Consider the following 11,868-nt stretch of genomic DNA (forward strand, 5'->3'; position numbering starts at 1 on the left):
AAAAATGGCAATCGTTAAGTGCAAGCCTACTTCTCCGGGCCGCCGCCACGTCGTCAAGATCGTCAATCAAGAGCTGTACAAGGGCAAGCCCTTCGCCGCTCTGCTGGACAGCAAAAGCAAGTCCGGTGGTCGTAACAACAACGGCCGTATCACTACCCGTCATATCGGTGGTGGTCACAAGCAGCACTACCGTATCGTCGACTTCAAGCGCGACAAAGACGGTATCCCGGCTAAAGTAGAGCGCCTGGAATACGATCCGAACCGTACCGCTAACATCGCTCTGGTGTTGTATGCAGACGGTGAGCGTCGTTACATCCTGGCTCCGAAAGGCCTGAAAGCTGGTGACGCGATCGCTTCTGGTGCTGATGCAGCCATCAAGGTAGGTAACGCCCTGCCGATGCGCAACATCCCGGTTGGTTCTACCGTTCACGCTGTAGAGATGAAGCCTGGTAAAGGTGCCCAGCTGGCTCGTTCCGCTGGTACTTTCATCCAGATCCTGGCTCGTGAAGGTAACTATGTAACTCTGCGTCTGCGTTCCGGCGAAGTACGTAAAGTTCTGGCCGAGTGCCGCGCTACCATCGGTGAAGTCGGTAACTCCGAGCACATGTTGCGTCAACTGGGTAAAGCCGGTGCAAACCGCTGGCGTGGTATTCGTCCGACCGTTCGCGGTATGGCGATGAACCCGGTTGACCACCCGCACGGTGGTGGTGAGGGTCGTAACAAGGGCATGCAGCCTGTGTCCCCATGGGGCCAGAAGGCTAAAGGCTTCAAGACCCGTAAGAACAAGCGTACCGACAAGTACATCGTACGTCGTCGTAACAAGTAATTGTTAACATAGAGGAATCACCATGCCACGTTCTCTCAAGAAGGGTCCATTTATTGACCTGCACTTGCTGAAGAAGGTAGAGAAAGCGGTGGAAAGCGGGGATAAAAAGCCGGTTAAAACCTGGTCCCGTCGTTCAATGATCATCCCGAACATGATCGGTTTGACCATCGCTGTCCATAATGGTCGTCAGCACGTTCCGGTTTTCGTTACCGAAGAAATGATCGGTCACAAACTGGGTGAATTCGCACCGACTCGTACTTATCGCGGCCATGCTGCTGATAAGAAGGCTAAGAAGCGCTAAGGGATAAATGATGGAAGCTATCGCTAAACACCGTTATGCCCGTACTTCTGCCCAGAAAGCTCGTCTGGTAGCCGATCAAGTACGTGGTCTGTCCGTAGACAAGGCTCTGAATATCCTGACCTTCAGCCCGAAAAAGGCTGCAGTGCTGGTTAAGAAAGTGCTGGAATCTGCCATTGCAAACGCTGAGCACAACGAAGGCGCCGATATCGACGCGCTGCGTGTTGCTACTATCATGGTCGACGAAGGTCCCTCCATGAAGCGCATCCGTCCGCGTGCCAAAGGTCGTGCGGATCGTATCCTCAAGCGTACCGCTCACATCACTGTAGTGGTATCCGACGCTAAGGCTGGGAGATAAGCAATGGGTCAGAAAGTACATCCTAATGGCATTCGCCTGGGTATTACCAAGCCTTGGAATTCTACCTGGTTCGCGAACACCAAAGACTTCGCTGACAACCTGTACAGCGATTTTCAAGTACGCCAGTTCCTGACCAAGGAACTGAAAAACGCGTCCTTGTCCAAGATCACCATTGAGCGTCCGGCCAAGAGCATCCGTGTGACCATTCACACCGCTCGTCCGGGTGTTGTCATCGGTAAGAAAGGCGAAGACGTTGAGAAGCTGCGCAAAGCTGTAGCCACTATTGCTGGCGTGCCTGCTCAGATCAACATTTCCGAAGTCCGCAAGCCGGAGCTGGATGGCAAACTCGTTGCCGACAGCATCACTTCCCAGCTGGAGCGTCGTGTAATGTTCCGTCGTGCTATGAAGCGCGCCGTACAGAACGCAATGCGCCTGGGTGCCAAGGGCATCAAAGTGGAAGTTTCCGGTCGTCTGGGCGGCGCTGAAATCGCGCGTACCGAATGGTACCGTGAAGGTCGTGTGCCGTTGCACACCCTGCGTGCCGACATCGACTACGCAACTTCTGAAGCCCACACCACTTACGGTGTGATCGGCGTTAAAGTTTGGATCTTCAAGGGCGAAGTTCTGGGCGGTCTGGCTGCTGTTAACGCTGCCGCTGCTCAAGAGCAAGCTCCTGCAAAGCCCAAGCGTGACAACAAGCGCCGCGCTGCTAAGTAAGGAGATTCGGTAAATGTTGCAACCTAAGCGTACTAAATTCCGCAAGACCCACAAGGGTCGTAACCGCGGTCTGGCCACCTCTGGTAACGAAGTATCCTTCGGTACCTTTGGCCTGAAGGCGACATCCCGTGGTCAACTGACTGCTCGTCAAATCGAAGCAGCCCGTCGTGCCATGACCCGTCACGTTAAGCGTCAAGGTAAGATCTGGATCCGTGTGTTCCCGGACAAGCCCATCACCGAAAAGCCCCTCGAAGTTCGTATGGGTAAAGGTAAGGGTAACGTGGAATACTGGGTTTGCCCGATCCAGCCTGGCAAGGTTCTGTACGAGATGGACGGTGTACCTGAGGCTCTGGCGCGTGAAGCGTTTGCCCTGGCCGCAGCTAAGCTGTCTGTTCAGACCACTTTCGTAATTAAGACGGTGATGTGATGAAAGCCCAAGATCTGCGTCAAAAGAGCGTCGAAGAACTGAACCAGGAGCTGCTGGGCCTGCTGCGTGAGCAATTCAACATGCGCATGCAAGCGTCCACCGGCCAGCTGGCTCAGACTCACACTCTGAAACAAGTGCGTCGTGACGTCGCACGTATCAAGACTGTACTGACTGAGAAGGCAGGTGCGTAATGACTGACAAGATCCGTACTCTGCAAGGTCGTGTAATCAGCGACAAGATGGACAAGTCCATCACTGTTGCTATCGAGCGCAAGGTAAAGCACCCGATCTACGGTAAGATCATCAAGCGCACTACCAAGCTGCACGTGCATGACGAAAACAACGAGTGCAAAGCTGGTGACCTCGTGGAAATCCGCGAATGCCGCCCGCTGTCCAAGACCAAGTCCTGGACCCTGGTTGCCGTTGTAGAAAAGGCCTAATCGGTACTTTGTAGTCCAAGCGGCCCCTTTCAGGGGCCGTTTGTTTTTTAGGCTACCTTTTCTGAAAATCCTGTGTTATAGTTTCGCGCCTTTTGAAGGCAGCCAGATCCCATTAGGGATAAGAAGTAAACAAAGCGGAGCACTAAGATGATCCAGATGCAAAGTATGCTGGGTGTTGCCGACAACTCCGGCGCTCGCAGTGTAATGTGTATTAAGGTTCTGGGTGGCTCGCACCGCCGTTACGCCGGCATCGGCGACATCATCAAGGTTTCCATCAAGGAAGCCATTCCTCGCGGTAAAGTGAAGAAAGGTGATGTGTATAACGCGGTGGTCGTACGCACCCGTAAAGGCGTTCGTCGTCCGGACGGCTCTGTCATCCGTTTCGACAACAATGCGGCTGTGTTGCTTAACAACAACCAACAGCCAATCGGTACTCGTATTTTTGGCCCGGTGACCCGTGAACTGCGTAATGAGAAGTTCATGAAGATTGTGTCCCTGGCACCCGAAGTACTGTAAGGAGTCGAACGATGGCAGCTAAAATCCGTCGCGAAGACGAAGTGATTGTTCTTACCGGCAAAGACAAGGGCAAGCGTGGCAAAGTCACTCAAGTCCTGATTGCAAAAGGTAAGGTAATCGTGGAAGGCATCAACCAGGTGAAGAAACACCAGAAGCCGGTACCCGCACTGGGTCAGGCTGGCGGTATCGTCACCAAAGAAGCCCCCATCGATGTATCAAACGTAGCGCTGTTCAACTCTGCCACTGGCAAAGCTGACCGCGTTGGTTTCCGGATTGAAGACGGCAAAAAAGTCCGTTTCTTCAAATCCACCGGCGAACTTGTGAAGTAATTGGAGTTTAACGATGGCGAAACTGCATGATTACTACAAATCCGATGTAGTAAATGAACTGTCCAAGCAGTTCGGTTACAAGACTATCATGCAAGTCCCTCGGATCGAGAAAATCACCCTGAACATGGGTGTTGGTGAAGCGATCTCTGACAAGAAATTGCTGGAAAATGCTGCTGCCGATATGGCTGCCATTTCCGGTCAGAAGCCGCTGATCACCAAAGCTCGCAAATCTGTTGCGGGCTTCAAGATTCGTGAAGGCTACCCGATAGGTTGTAAAGTAACCCTGCGTGGCGAGCGTATGTGGGAGTTCCTGGAACGGCTGATCTGCATCTCCGTACCGCGTATCCGTGACTTCCGTGGCCTGAACGCTAAAGCGTTCGACGGTCGTGGTAACTACTCCATGGGCGTGCGTGAGCAGATCATCTTCCCGGAAATCGACTATGACAAAGTCGATCGCGTCCGTGGTCTGGATATCACCATCACCACTTCCGCGAATACCGATGAAGAAGGCCGTGCTCTGCTGGCTGCCTTTAACTTCCCATTCCGCAAGTAAGGTTAGGGTTATGGCTAAAACATCCATGAAAGCGCGCGAAGCAAAGCGTGCCAAGCTGGTAGCCAAGTACGCGACCAAGCGTGCCGAGCTGAAAGCTATCATCGTTGACATGAACGCTTCTGAAGAAGCGCGTTGGGATGCTGTACTGCAACTGCAACAGCTGCCCCGTGATTCCAGTCCGTCCCGCCAGCGTAACCGTTGCAATATTACTGGTCGTCCGCACGGTTTCCTGCGCAAGTTTGGCCTGTCTCGCATCAAGGTGCGTGAGCATGCCATGAAGGGCGAAATTCCGGGCCTGAAGAAGGCTTCTTGGTAACGAATCTCGGGAGTTAGACTTATGAGCATGCAAGATCCGATCGCGGATATGCTGACCCGCATCCGTAACGGTCAGGCGGCGAGCAAAGTTGCGGTTTCCATGCCTTCTTCCAAGCTGAAAGTGGCTATCGCCAAAGTGCTGAAAGAAGAAGGTTACATCGCTGGCTACTCCGTAGCTGGTGACGTGAAGCCGGAACTGGAAATTGAACTGAAATATTTCCAGGGCAAGCCAGTTGTAGAACTGATCCAACGCGTAAGCCGTCCAGGCCTGCGTATTTACAAGCGCACTACTGATCTGCCGAAAGTTATGGGCGGTCTCGGTGTTGCTATCGTGTCCACGTCTAAAGGTGTGATGACTGACCGTGCTGCTCGCAAAGCAAGCATGGGCGGTGAGATCATCTGCTACGTCGCTTAATAGGAGGTAGGAAATGTCTCGTGTTGCTAAGGCACCCGTCACTATTCCTGCTGGCGTAGAGGTGACTCTGAACGGCCAGGAACTGACCATCAAAGGTGGTAAAGGTTCTCTGGTTCGCTCTATTCACGCCGGTGTAGAAGTGACCAAAGAAGACAATGTACTGAAGTTCGCCCCGCGCGGCAGCATCGCTGGTGCTGACGCTCAGGCCGGTACTGCCCGTGCATTGGTCAACAACATGGTAATCGGTGTTACCCAAGGCTTCGAGCGCAAGCTGCAGCTGGTTGGTGTAGGTTATAAAGCCTCCATCAAGGGCAATGCTGTTGCGCTGGCTCTGGGCTTCTCTCACCCGGTAGAGCATGCGCTGCCGGCTGGTGTGACCGCTGAGTGCCCGACTGCTACAGAAATCGTTCTGCGTGGCGTCGACAAGCAGCTGGTTGGCCAAGTCGCCGCCGATATCCGTGCTTACCGCGCTCCGGAGCCCTACAAGGGCAAGGGTGTACGCTATGCCAACGAGCAAGTGCGTACTAAAGAAGCTAAGAAGAAGTAAGGTAACACTATGGACAAGAAAGCAGCTCGTCTCCGTCGTGCTACTCGTGCTCGGAAAAAGATGCAGGAACTGGGAGCTACCCGTCTGGTTGTTCACCGTACCCCGCGTCATATCTATGCGCAGGTTATTGCAGCCAACGGTTCCGAAGTTCTGGCCTCTGCTTCCACAGTAGAGAAAGCCATCAGTGAAGCTCTGAAATACACCGGTAACGCAGATGCTGCTACCGCTGTAGGTAAGGCTATCGCTGAGCGTGCTATTGCCAAAGGCGTTCAGAACGTATCTTTCGATCGTTCCGGTTTCAAGTATCACGGTCGCATCGCTGCCCTGGCAGCTGCCGCACGTGACGCTGGTCTTCAGTTCTAAGCTAGGAGTCGAAGATGGCTAAAGTCGAATCTCAAGCCGGCGAACTGCAAGAAAAGCTCATTGCAGTAAACCGTGTTTCGAAAACTGTTAAAGGTGGTCGTATCATGTCCTTCACCGCGTTGACCGTGGTGGGTGATGGTAACGGCCGTGTAGGTTACGGTTACGGTAAAGCCCGTGAAGTTCCGGCTGCTATTCAAAAAGCAATGGAACAGGCTAAGCGTAACCTGAACAAGGTTGAGCTGAACAACGGCACTCTGCACCACCCGGTGCGTGGTGTTCACTCTGGCTCCACCGTGTTCATGAAGCCGGCCTCCCAAGGTACTGGTATCATTGCAGGTGGCGCTATGCGTGCTGTTCTGGAAGTTGCCGGTATCCACAACGTGCTGGCCAAGACCTACGGTTCCACCAACCCAATCAACGTTGTTCGCGCTACTGTAGACGCTCTGGTTCACGGTCAATCACCGGAACAGATCGCTGCCAAGCGTGGTCTGCGCGTTGAAGAAATTCTGGGGTAATGCGACATGGCTAACACTGTAAAAGTAACTCAAACTCGCAGCTCTATCGGCCGTCTGCCAAAGCACAAGGCGACTCTGCGTGGTCTGGGTCTGCGTCGCATTGGTCACACCGTTGAGCTGGAAGATACTCCTTGCGTACGCGGCATGATCAACCAGGTTTATTACATGGTTAAGGTGGAGGGCTAAGCATGCGTCTGAACACTCTGTCTCCGGCCGCTGGTTCCAAGCCTGAAAAACAACGTCGTGGTCGTGGTATCGGCTCCGGCTTGGGCAAGACTGGTGGTCGTGGTGTTAAAGGCCAAACCTCTCGTTCCGGTGGCGGTAAAGTCCGCAACGGTTTCGAAGGCGGCCAGATGCCTTTGAAAATCCGTCTGCCGAAGTTCGGTTTCTTCTCTCGCAAATCTTTGGTTTCTGCCGAAGTGCGTCTGAACGAAATCGCCCTGGTAGAAGGTGATGTGGTCGACCTGAGCACTCTGAAGCAAGCCGGTGTTGTTACTAAGAACATCGTGTTCGCTAAAGTTGTTCTGTCAGGCAACATTGACCGTGCTGTGACTGTTCGTGGTCTGTCCGTCACCAAAGGTGCACGCGCAGCCATCGAGGCCGCTGGCGGTAAAATCGAGGAATAATCAGTACAATGGCTAAGAAACCAGGATTGGATGTTAAAGCACAGGGTGGTCTGAGTGAACTGAAGAGCCGTCTGCTCTTCGTTCTCGGGGCGATTATCGTTTTCCGTGCAGGCTCTTATGTGCCGATTCCTGGTATTGACGCCGCCGTACTGGCCGAGTTGTTCCAGCAACAGAAGGGCACCATCATTGAGATGTTCAACATGTTCAGTGGTGGTGCACTCTCGCGTGCTTCTATTCTTGCGTTGGGGATCATGCCGTACATTTCGGCGTCGATCATTATCCAGCTGCTGACAGTGGTTCACCCCGCTCTTGCTGAACTCAAGAAAGAAGGTGAATCCGGCCGTCGCAAGATTAGCCAATATACCCGTTGGGGCACGCTGGTTTTGGGAACTTTCCAGGCCATTGGTATTGCAACCGGTCTGCCGAATATGATGCATGGACTCGTGACTAATCCGGGTCTGGGCTTCTATTTCACAGCGGTTGTGAGTCTGGTCACCGGTACCATGTTTTTGATGTGGTTGGGTGAGCAGATTACCGAGCGTGGGATTGGTAATGGTATCTCGTTGATTATTTTCACAGGTATCGTTGCTGGTCTGCCGCATGCCATTGGCGCTACGGCCGAACAGGCACGTCAAGGGGAATTGCACATCCTGCTGTTGTTGTTGCTGGGCTTGATTGTTTTCGCAGTGACTTACTTTGTGGTGTTCGTGGAGCGTGGTCAGCGTCGTATCGTCGTTAACTATGCCAAGCGTCAACAAGGCCGCCAGGTATTTGCCGCGCAAAGCACACACCTGCCGTTGAAAGTGAATATGGCTGGTGTGATTCCTGCGATTTTCGCATCCAGTATCATCCTTTTCCCGGGGACCATTACCTCTTGGTTTGGTCAGGGCGAGGGTAAAGTAGCTGATATCCTGCAACAGGTCTCTATGGTCCTGCAGCCGGGTCAACCGCTTTACGAGATGCTGTATGCAGCAGCCATTATCTTCTTCTGCTTCTTCTATACCGCGCTGGTGTTCAACCCCCGCGAGACAGCAGATAATCTGAAGAAGAGTGGAGCCTTTATCCCGGGGATTCGCCCGGGCGAGCAGACAGCACGTTACATCGATAAGGTTATGACTCGCCTGACATTGGCAGGTGCGCTCTATATAACCTTTATCTGTCTGGTACCCCAGTTCTTGATGACTGCCTGGAACGTACAGTTCTACTTCGGTGGCACTTCGCTGCTGATTATCGTGGTTGTTATCATGGACTTCATGGCTCAGGTACAAACCCATATGATGTCTCATCAATATGGCGACGTCCTGAGGAAGGCCAACCTGAAGGGCTACGGCCGCTAAAGGTCGGCGTAGTTACGGAGTTAAGCAATGAAAGTTCGTGCTTCCGTTAAGGCAATCTGCCGTAACTGCAAAATCATCAAGCGTCACGGTGTGGTGCGTGTGATTTGCAGCGAGCCAAAGCATAAACAGCGCCAAGGCTAATTTTTTACGGTTAGTACTTGCAACAAATAGTTGTGCTGGCTAATATAGCCAGCCAACTTTTGTTGTGTATTGGTTGACCGCCACGTATCCGCTCACGGGCTTTGTGGTGGTCGTAATCTACTATATGTAGGAGTGAATAGTGGCCCGTATCGCTGGCATTAACATTCCTGACCATAAGCATGCAGTCATCGCTTTGACTGCGATTTATGGCGTCGGTCGTACCCGCTCCAAGGCCATCTGTGCCGCAGCCGGTATCGCTGAGAATGTGAAAATTAAAGACCTGGACGAAGCTCAGATCGAGAGTCTGCGTGAACAAGTAGGTAAATTCACCGTTGAAGGTGACCTGCGTCGTCAGATTTCCATGAACATCAAGCGATTGATGGATCTGGGTTGCTACCGTGGTTTGCGTCACCGTCGTAGCCTGCCTGTTCGTGGTCAACGTACCAAGACCAACGCTCGTACCCGTAAGGGTCCGCGCAAGGCTATCAAGAAGTAACGGGAAGGTAGAAAATGGCTAAAACTCCGACTCGTGCTCGCAAGCGCGTTAAAAAGCAAGTGAGCGACGGTATTGCGCACGTTCATGCATCTTTCAACAACACAATCGTGACCATTACTGACCGTCAGGGCAATGCTCTGTCTTGGGCTACTTCTGGTGGTTCCGGTTTCCGTGGTTCTCGTAAGTCCACCCCGTTCGCTGCTCAGGTAGCTGCAGAGCGCGCTGGTGAGATGGCCAAAGAATATGGCGTCAAGAACCTGGAAGTCATGGTCAAAGGTCCGGGTCCCGGTCGTGAGTCTTCCATCCGCGCCCTGAACGCGGCTGGTTTCCGCATCACTAACATTACTGATGTGACTCCGATCCCGCACAACGGTTGTCGTCCTCCCAAGAAGCGCCGCGTATAACGCTGTAGCTACTTGGTCTAGGATTGTTGGAGAAAGAAGATGGCAAGATATATCGGTCCTAAGCTTAAGCTTAGCCGTCGTGAGGGCACCGACCTCTTCCTGAAGTCAGGTGTTCGTGCGATTGATTCTAAGTGCAAGATTGACACCGCCCCTGGTCAGCACGGTGCGCGTAAAGCGCGTCTGTCCGACTACGGTGTTCAGCTGCGCGAGAAACAAAAAGTTCGTCGTATCTACGGCGTATTGGAAAAACAGTTCCGCAACTACTACCGCGACGCTGCCCGTCAAAAGGGTAACACCGGTGAAAACCTGTTGCAGCTGCTGGAAGGTCGTTTGGACAACGTTGTTTACCGTATGGGCTTCGGCGCTACCCGTGCTGAATCTCGTCAGCTGGTGAGCCACAAGGCCATCATGGTAAACGGTCGCGTTGTGAACATTCCTTCTTTCCAGGTTTCCCCTGAGGACGTGATCTGCGTTCGTGAGAAGGCTAAGAAGCAAGCGCGTATCAAAGCTTCCCTGGAAGTTGCTGGTCAGCGTGAGAAGCCGACTTGGGTAGAGGTTGACGCCGCTAAAATGGAAGGTGCTTTCAAGCGTCTGCCAGAGCGTTCCGACCTGTCTGCCGACATTAACGAACAGCTGATCGTCGAGCTTTACTCCAAGTAAAGCTAGCTTCTAAAGAGAGGACACAATGCTGGGTTCTGTAACAGATTTTCTTAAACCGCGGCTAGTTGACATCGAGCAAGTTAGCCCGACTCATGCGAAAGTGACTCTTGAGCCACTCGAGCGTGGCTTTGGTCACACGCTGGGCAACGCCCTGCGTCGTATTTTGCTGTCATCTATGCCCGGTTGTGCAGTTACTGAAGTCGAAATTGACGGGGTACTGCATGAGTACAGCAGCAAAGAAGGTGTACAGGAAGACATTCTTGAAATCCTGCTCAACCTGAAAGGTATCGCTGTGAAGCTGGAAGGCAAGGACGAGGTAACTCTGTCCCTGACCAAGTCTGGAACAGGCCCCGTTACCGCTGGTGATATCACTCACGGTGATGAAGTCGAGATCGTAAACCCGGAGCACGTAATCTGCCATCTGACTGGTGCCAATGCTGAAATCAGCATGCGCCTGAAAGTTCAGCGCGGTCGTGGTTATGTGCCTGCTTCTGCTCGTGTTCACAACGATGACGAAGAGCGTCCTATTGGTCGCCTGCTGCTGGACTCCGCGTTCAGCCCCATCGTTCGTATTGCCTACAATGTTGAGGCAGCGCGTGTGGAACAGCGTACCGACTTGGACAAGCTGGTCATCGACATGGAGACCAATGGTACCCTGGATCCTGAAGAAGCCATCCGTCGTTCTGCCACTATCTTGGCCGAGCAACTGGAAGCCTTCGTGGATCTGCGCGATGTCAGCGTGCCCGAGAAGAAAGAAGAGAAACCCGAGTTTGATCCGATTCTGCTACGTCCTGTCGATGATTTGGAGCTGACAGTTCGTTCTGCGAACTGTCTGAAGGCAGAAGCTATCCACTATATTGGTGATCTGGTACAGCGTACCGAAGTTGAGTTGCTTAAGACTCCTAACCTCGGTAAGAAGTCCCTGACTGAGATCAAGGACGTGTTGGCCTCCCGTGGTCTGTCTCTTGGCATGCGCCTTGAGAACTGGCCGCCCGCCAGCATCGCTGACGAGTAATCCAGATTACGGGTTTCACAGATTTAGTTAGAAGGATAAGGTCATGCGCCATCGTTTGAGTGGTCGTCAACTGAACCGGAACAGCAGCCATCGTCAGGCAATGTTCCGCAACATGGCCAGCTCCCTGGTTCGTCATGAGATCATCAAGACGACTCTGCCTAAGGCAAAAGAGCTGCGTCGTGTAGTTGAACCGCTGATCACCCTTGCCAAGACTGATAGCGTTGCTAATCGTCGCCTGGCATTTGCCCGTACTCGCGATAACGCGATCGTGGCTAAGCTGTTCAATGAACTGGGCCCGCGCTACCTGGAGCGCGCCGGCGGTTATACTCGCATTCTGAAATGCGGTTTCCGTGCAGGCGACAACGCCCCTATGGCTTATATTGAGCTGGTAGACCGCCCGGCCGCTGCTGAAGCAGCTGCTGAGTGATAAAGAAAAAGCCGGGCTTGTCCCGGCTTTTCTTTTAATCCATTCTGATACTGCCTCAACTGCCTCAACTGCCTCAACTGCCTCAACTGCCTCAACTGCCTCAACTGCCTCAACTGCCTCAACTGCCTCAACTGCCTCAACTGC

General features: G+C 53.0%; 24 protein-coding genes. All 24 read left to right on the plus strand.

What is annotated here, in order from left to right; all coding sequences use genetic code 11:
* Positions 1 to 4: 4 nt before the first annotated feature.
* The 24 genes from rplB to rplQ all read left to right on the plus strand — a co-directional run bounded on the left by rplB (position 5) and on the right by rplQ (position 11,724).
* On the plus strand, positions 5 to 826 hold the full coding sequence (rplB, locus tag AB5Z09_RS16465; protein ID WP_005340614.1) for a 50S ribosomal protein L2: 822 nt from the start codon (positions 5 to 7) through the stop codon (positions 824 to 826).
* Between the two features lie 22 nt (positions 827 to 848).
* Entirely contained in the window at positions 849 to 1,127 is a 279-nt protein-coding gene (rpsS, locus tag AB5Z09_RS16470; RefSeq protein WP_005307960.1) for a 30S ribosomal protein S19, read from the plus strand.
* Positions 1,128 to 1,137: 10 nt separating this feature from the next.
* Complete coding sequence (gene rplV, locus AB5Z09_RS16475; protein ID WP_005319741.1) at positions 1,138 to 1,482, plus strand: 50S ribosomal protein L22; 345 nt, start codon at positions 1,138 to 1,140, stop codon at positions 1,480 to 1,482.
* Positions 1,483 to 1,485: 3 nt separating this feature from the next.
* Positions 1,486 to 2,199 carry a 30S ribosomal protein S3 gene (gene rpsC, locus AB5Z09_RS16480; RefSeq protein WP_005307962.1) on the plus strand — a complete coding sequence of 238 codons (714 nt, stop codon included), beginning with the start codon at positions 1,486 to 1,488 and terminating at the stop codon, positions 2,197 to 2,199.
* A gap of 13 nt (positions 2,200 to 2,212) precedes the next feature.
* Positions 2,213 to 2,626 carry a 50S ribosomal protein L16 gene (rplP, locus tag AB5Z09_RS16485; RefSeq protein ID WP_005340612.1) on the plus strand — a complete coding sequence of 138 codons (414 nt, stop codon included), beginning with the start codon at positions 2,213 to 2,215 and terminating at the stop codon, positions 2,624 to 2,626.
* Positions 2,626 to 2,817 (plus strand): 50S ribosomal protein L29, encoded by a 192-nt coding sequence (gene rpmC / locus AB5Z09_RS16490; protein WP_005307965.1) that lies wholly within the window; start codon positions 2,626 to 2,628, stop codon positions 2,815 to 2,817. Before rplP ends, rpmC begins: the two co-directional genes overlap by 1 nt.
* Complete coding sequence (rpsQ, locus tag AB5Z09_RS16495; protein WP_005307966.1) at positions 2,817 to 3,065, plus strand: 30S ribosomal protein S17; 249 nt, start codon at positions 2,817 to 2,819, stop codon at positions 3,063 to 3,065. Before rpmC ends, rpsQ begins: the two co-directional genes overlap by 1 nt.
* A 147-nt stretch (positions 3,066 to 3,212) precedes the next feature.
* A complete protein-coding gene (rplN, locus tag AB5Z09_RS16500) occupies positions 3,213 to 3,581 on the plus strand; it encodes a 50S ribosomal protein L14 (RefSeq protein ID WP_005307975.1) in 369 nt (122 codons plus the stop codon).
* 11 nt (positions 3,582 to 3,592) lie between these two features.
* The gene (gene rplX, locus AB5Z09_RS16505; protein WP_005307977.1) at positions 3,593 to 3,910 is read left to right on the plus strand and encodes a 50S ribosomal protein L24; all 318 of its coding nucleotides are present in this window, start codon (positions 3,593 to 3,595) and stop codon (positions 3,908 to 3,910) included.
* Positions 3,911 to 3,923: 13 nt separating this feature from the next.
* Positions 3,924 to 4,463, plus strand: a complete 540-nt coding sequence (gene rplE, locus AB5Z09_RS16510) for a 50S ribosomal protein L5 (protein ID WP_005331162.1) — start codon at positions 3,924 to 3,926, stop codon at positions 4,461 to 4,463.
* 10 nt (positions 4,464 to 4,473) lie between these two features.
* Positions 4,474 to 4,779, plus strand: coding sequence for a 30S ribosomal protein S14 (rpsN, locus tag AB5Z09_RS16515; protein WP_005340609.1), 306 nt, complete (start codon positions 4,474 to 4,476; stop codon positions 4,777 to 4,779).
* A 21-nt stretch (positions 4,780 to 4,800) separates the two neighbouring features.
* The gene (rpsH, locus tag AB5Z09_RS16520; RefSeq protein ID WP_005307980.1) at positions 4,801 to 5,193 is read left to right on the plus strand and encodes a 30S ribosomal protein S8; all 393 of its coding nucleotides are present in this window, start codon (positions 4,801 to 4,803) and stop codon (positions 5,191 to 5,193) included.
* 13 nt (positions 5,194 to 5,206) lie between these two features.
* The gene (gene rplF / locus AB5Z09_RS16525) at positions 5,207 to 5,740 is read left to right on the plus strand and encodes a 50S ribosomal protein L6 (protein ID WP_005340607.1); all 534 of its coding nucleotides are present in this window, start codon (positions 5,207 to 5,209) and stop codon (positions 5,738 to 5,740) included.
* A gap of 9 nt (positions 5,741 to 5,749) precedes the next feature.
* Positions 5,750 to 6,103 (plus strand): 50S ribosomal protein L18, encoded by a 354-nt coding sequence (gene rplR / locus AB5Z09_RS16530; RefSeq protein WP_005340606.1) that lies wholly within the window; start codon positions 5,750 to 5,752, stop codon positions 6,101 to 6,103.
* Between the two features lie 14 nt (positions 6,104 to 6,117).
* A complete protein-coding gene (gene rpsE / locus AB5Z09_RS16535; RefSeq protein ID WP_005340605.1) occupies positions 6,118 to 6,618 on the plus strand; it encodes a 30S ribosomal protein S5 in 501 nt (166 codons plus the stop codon).
* Positions 6,619 to 6,624: 6 nt separating this feature from the next.
* Positions 6,625 to 6,804 carry a 50S ribosomal protein L30 gene (gene rpmD, locus AB5Z09_RS16540; protein ID WP_005307985.1) on the plus strand — a complete coding sequence of 60 codons (180 nt, stop codon included), beginning with the start codon at positions 6,625 to 6,627 and terminating at the stop codon, positions 6,802 to 6,804.
* Positions 6,805 to 6,806: 2 nt separating this feature from the next.
* Positions 6,807 to 7,244, plus strand: a complete 438-nt coding sequence (rplO, locus tag AB5Z09_RS16545; RefSeq protein ID WP_005340604.1) for a 50S ribosomal protein L15 — start codon at positions 6,807 to 6,809, stop codon at positions 7,242 to 7,244.
* Between the two features lie 8 nt (positions 7,245 to 7,252).
* Positions 7,253 to 8,581 (plus strand): preprotein translocase subunit SecY, encoded by a 1,329-nt coding sequence (gene secY, locus AB5Z09_RS16550; RefSeq protein ID WP_005340602.1) that lies wholly within the window; start codon positions 7,253 to 7,255, stop codon positions 8,579 to 8,581.
* A gap of 27 nt (positions 8,582 to 8,608) precedes the next feature.
* Positions 8,609 to 8,722, plus strand: coding sequence for a 50S ribosomal protein L36 (gene rpmJ, locus AB5Z09_RS16555; RefSeq protein WP_005319705.1), 114 nt, complete (start codon positions 8,609 to 8,611; stop codon positions 8,720 to 8,722).
* Between the two features lie 139 nt (positions 8,723 to 8,861).
* Entirely contained in the window at positions 8,862 to 9,218 is a 357-nt protein-coding gene (gene rpsM / locus AB5Z09_RS16560; protein ID WP_005307991.1) for a 30S ribosomal protein S13, read from the plus strand.
* A gap of 14 nt (positions 9,219 to 9,232) precedes the next feature.
* Positions 9,233 to 9,622, plus strand: coding sequence for a 30S ribosomal protein S11 (gene rpsK / locus AB5Z09_RS16565; protein WP_005307993.1), 390 nt, complete (start codon positions 9,233 to 9,235; stop codon positions 9,620 to 9,622).
* 39 nt (positions 9,623 to 9,661) lie between these two features.
* Positions 9,662 to 10,282 (plus strand): 30S ribosomal protein S4, encoded by a 621-nt coding sequence (gene rpsD / locus AB5Z09_RS16570; protein WP_005340600.1) that lies wholly within the window; start codon positions 9,662 to 9,664, stop codon positions 10,280 to 10,282.
* 25 nt (positions 10,283 to 10,307) lie between these two features.
* Positions 10,308 to 11,297, plus strand: a complete 990-nt coding sequence (gene rpoA / locus AB5Z09_RS16575) for a DNA-directed RNA polymerase subunit alpha (protein WP_005307997.1) — start codon at positions 10,308 to 10,310, stop codon at positions 11,295 to 11,297.
* A 43-nt stretch (positions 11,298 to 11,340) separates the two neighbouring features.
* Positions 11,341 to 11,724 carry a 50S ribosomal protein L17 gene (gene rplQ, locus AB5Z09_RS16580; protein WP_005307999.1) on the plus strand — a complete coding sequence of 128 codons (384 nt, stop codon included), beginning with the start codon at positions 11,341 to 11,343 and terminating at the stop codon, positions 11,722 to 11,724.
* Positions 11,725 to 11,868: the final 144 nt, after the last annotated feature.

This window comes from Aeromonas sp. R2-2, assembly GCF_040908355.1.
Taxonomy (GTDB): Bacteria; Pseudomonadota; Gammaproteobacteria; order Enterobacterales; family Aeromonadaceae; genus Aeromonas; species Aeromonas veronii.

Bases quoted from the DNA above. Each gene is read 5' to 3' on its own strand.
- rplB (WP_005340614.1), top strand. From the start codon at position 5: ATGGCAATCGTTAAGTGCAAGCCTACTTCTCCGGGCCGCCGCCACGTC.
- rpsS (WP_005307960.1), top strand. From the start codon at position 849: ATGCCACGTTCTCTCAAGAAGGGTCCATTTATTGACCTGCACTTGCTG.
- rplV (WP_005319741.1), top strand. From the start codon at position 1,138: ATGGAAGCTATCGCTAAACACCGTTATGCCCGTACTTCTGCCCAGAAA.
- rpsC (WP_005307962.1), top strand. From the start codon at position 1,486: ATGGGTCAGAAAGTACATCCTAATGGCATTCGCCTGGGTATTACCAAG.
- rplP (WP_005340612.1), top strand. From the start codon at position 2,213: ATGTTGCAACCTAAGCGTACTAAATTCCGCAAGACCCACAAGGGTCGT.
- rpmC (WP_005307965.1), top strand. From the start codon at position 2,626: ATGAAAGCCCAAGATCTGCGTCAAAAGAGCGTCGAAGAACTGAACCAG.
- rpsQ (WP_005307966.1), top strand. From the start codon at position 2,817: ATGACTGACAAGATCCGTACTCTGCAAGGTCGTGTAATCAGCGACAAG.
- rplN (WP_005307975.1), top strand. From the start codon at position 3,213: ATGATCCAGATGCAAAGTATGCTGGGTGTTGCCGACAACTCCGGCGCT.
- rplX (WP_005307977.1), top strand. From the start codon at position 3,593: ATGGCAGCTAAAATCCGTCGCGAAGACGAAGTGATTGTTCTTACCGGC.
- rplE (WP_005331162.1), top strand. From the start codon at position 3,924: ATGGCGAAACTGCATGATTACTACAAATCCGATGTAGTAAATGAACTG.
- rpsN (WP_005340609.1), top strand. From the start codon at position 4,474: ATGGCTAAAACATCCATGAAAGCGCGCGAAGCAAAGCGTGCCAAGCTG.
- rpsH (WP_005307980.1), top strand. From the start codon at position 4,801: ATGAGCATGCAAGATCCGATCGCGGATATGCTGACCCGCATCCGTAAC.
- rplF (WP_005340607.1), top strand. From the start codon at position 5,207: ATGTCTCGTGTTGCTAAGGCACCCGTCACTATTCCTGCTGGCGTAGAG.
- rplR (WP_005340606.1), top strand. From the start codon at position 5,750: ATGGACAAGAAAGCAGCTCGTCTCCGTCGTGCTACTCGTGCTCGGAAA.
- rpsE (WP_005340605.1), top strand. From the start codon at position 6,118: ATGGCTAAAGTCGAATCTCAAGCCGGCGAACTGCAAGAAAAGCTCATT.
- rpmD (WP_005307985.1), top strand. From the start codon at position 6,625: ATGGCTAACACTGTAAAAGTAACTCAAACTCGCAGCTCTATCGGCCGT.
- rplO (WP_005340604.1), top strand. From the start codon at position 6,807: ATGCGTCTGAACACTCTGTCTCCGGCCGCTGGTTCCAAGCCTGAAAAA.
- secY (WP_005340602.1), top strand. From the start codon at position 7,253: ATGGCTAAGAAACCAGGATTGGATGTTAAAGCACAGGGTGGTCTGAGT.
- rpmJ (WP_005319705.1), top strand. From the start codon at position 8,609: ATGAAAGTTCGTGCTTCCGTTAAGGCAATCTGCCGTAACTGCAAAATC.
- rpsK (WP_005307993.1), top strand. From the start codon at position 9,233: ATGGCTAAAACTCCGACTCGTGCTCGCAAGCGCGTTAAAAAGCAAGTG.
- rpsD (WP_005340600.1), top strand. From the start codon at position 9,662: ATGGCAAGATATATCGGTCCTAAGCTTAAGCTTAGCCGTCGTGAGGGC.
- rpoA (WP_005307997.1), top strand. From the start codon at position 10,308: ATGCTGGGTTCTGTAACAGATTTTCTTAAACCGCGGCTAGTTGACATC.
- rplQ (WP_005307999.1), top strand. From the start codon at position 11,341: ATGCGCCATCGTTTGAGTGGTCGTCAACTGAACCGGAACAGCAGCCAT.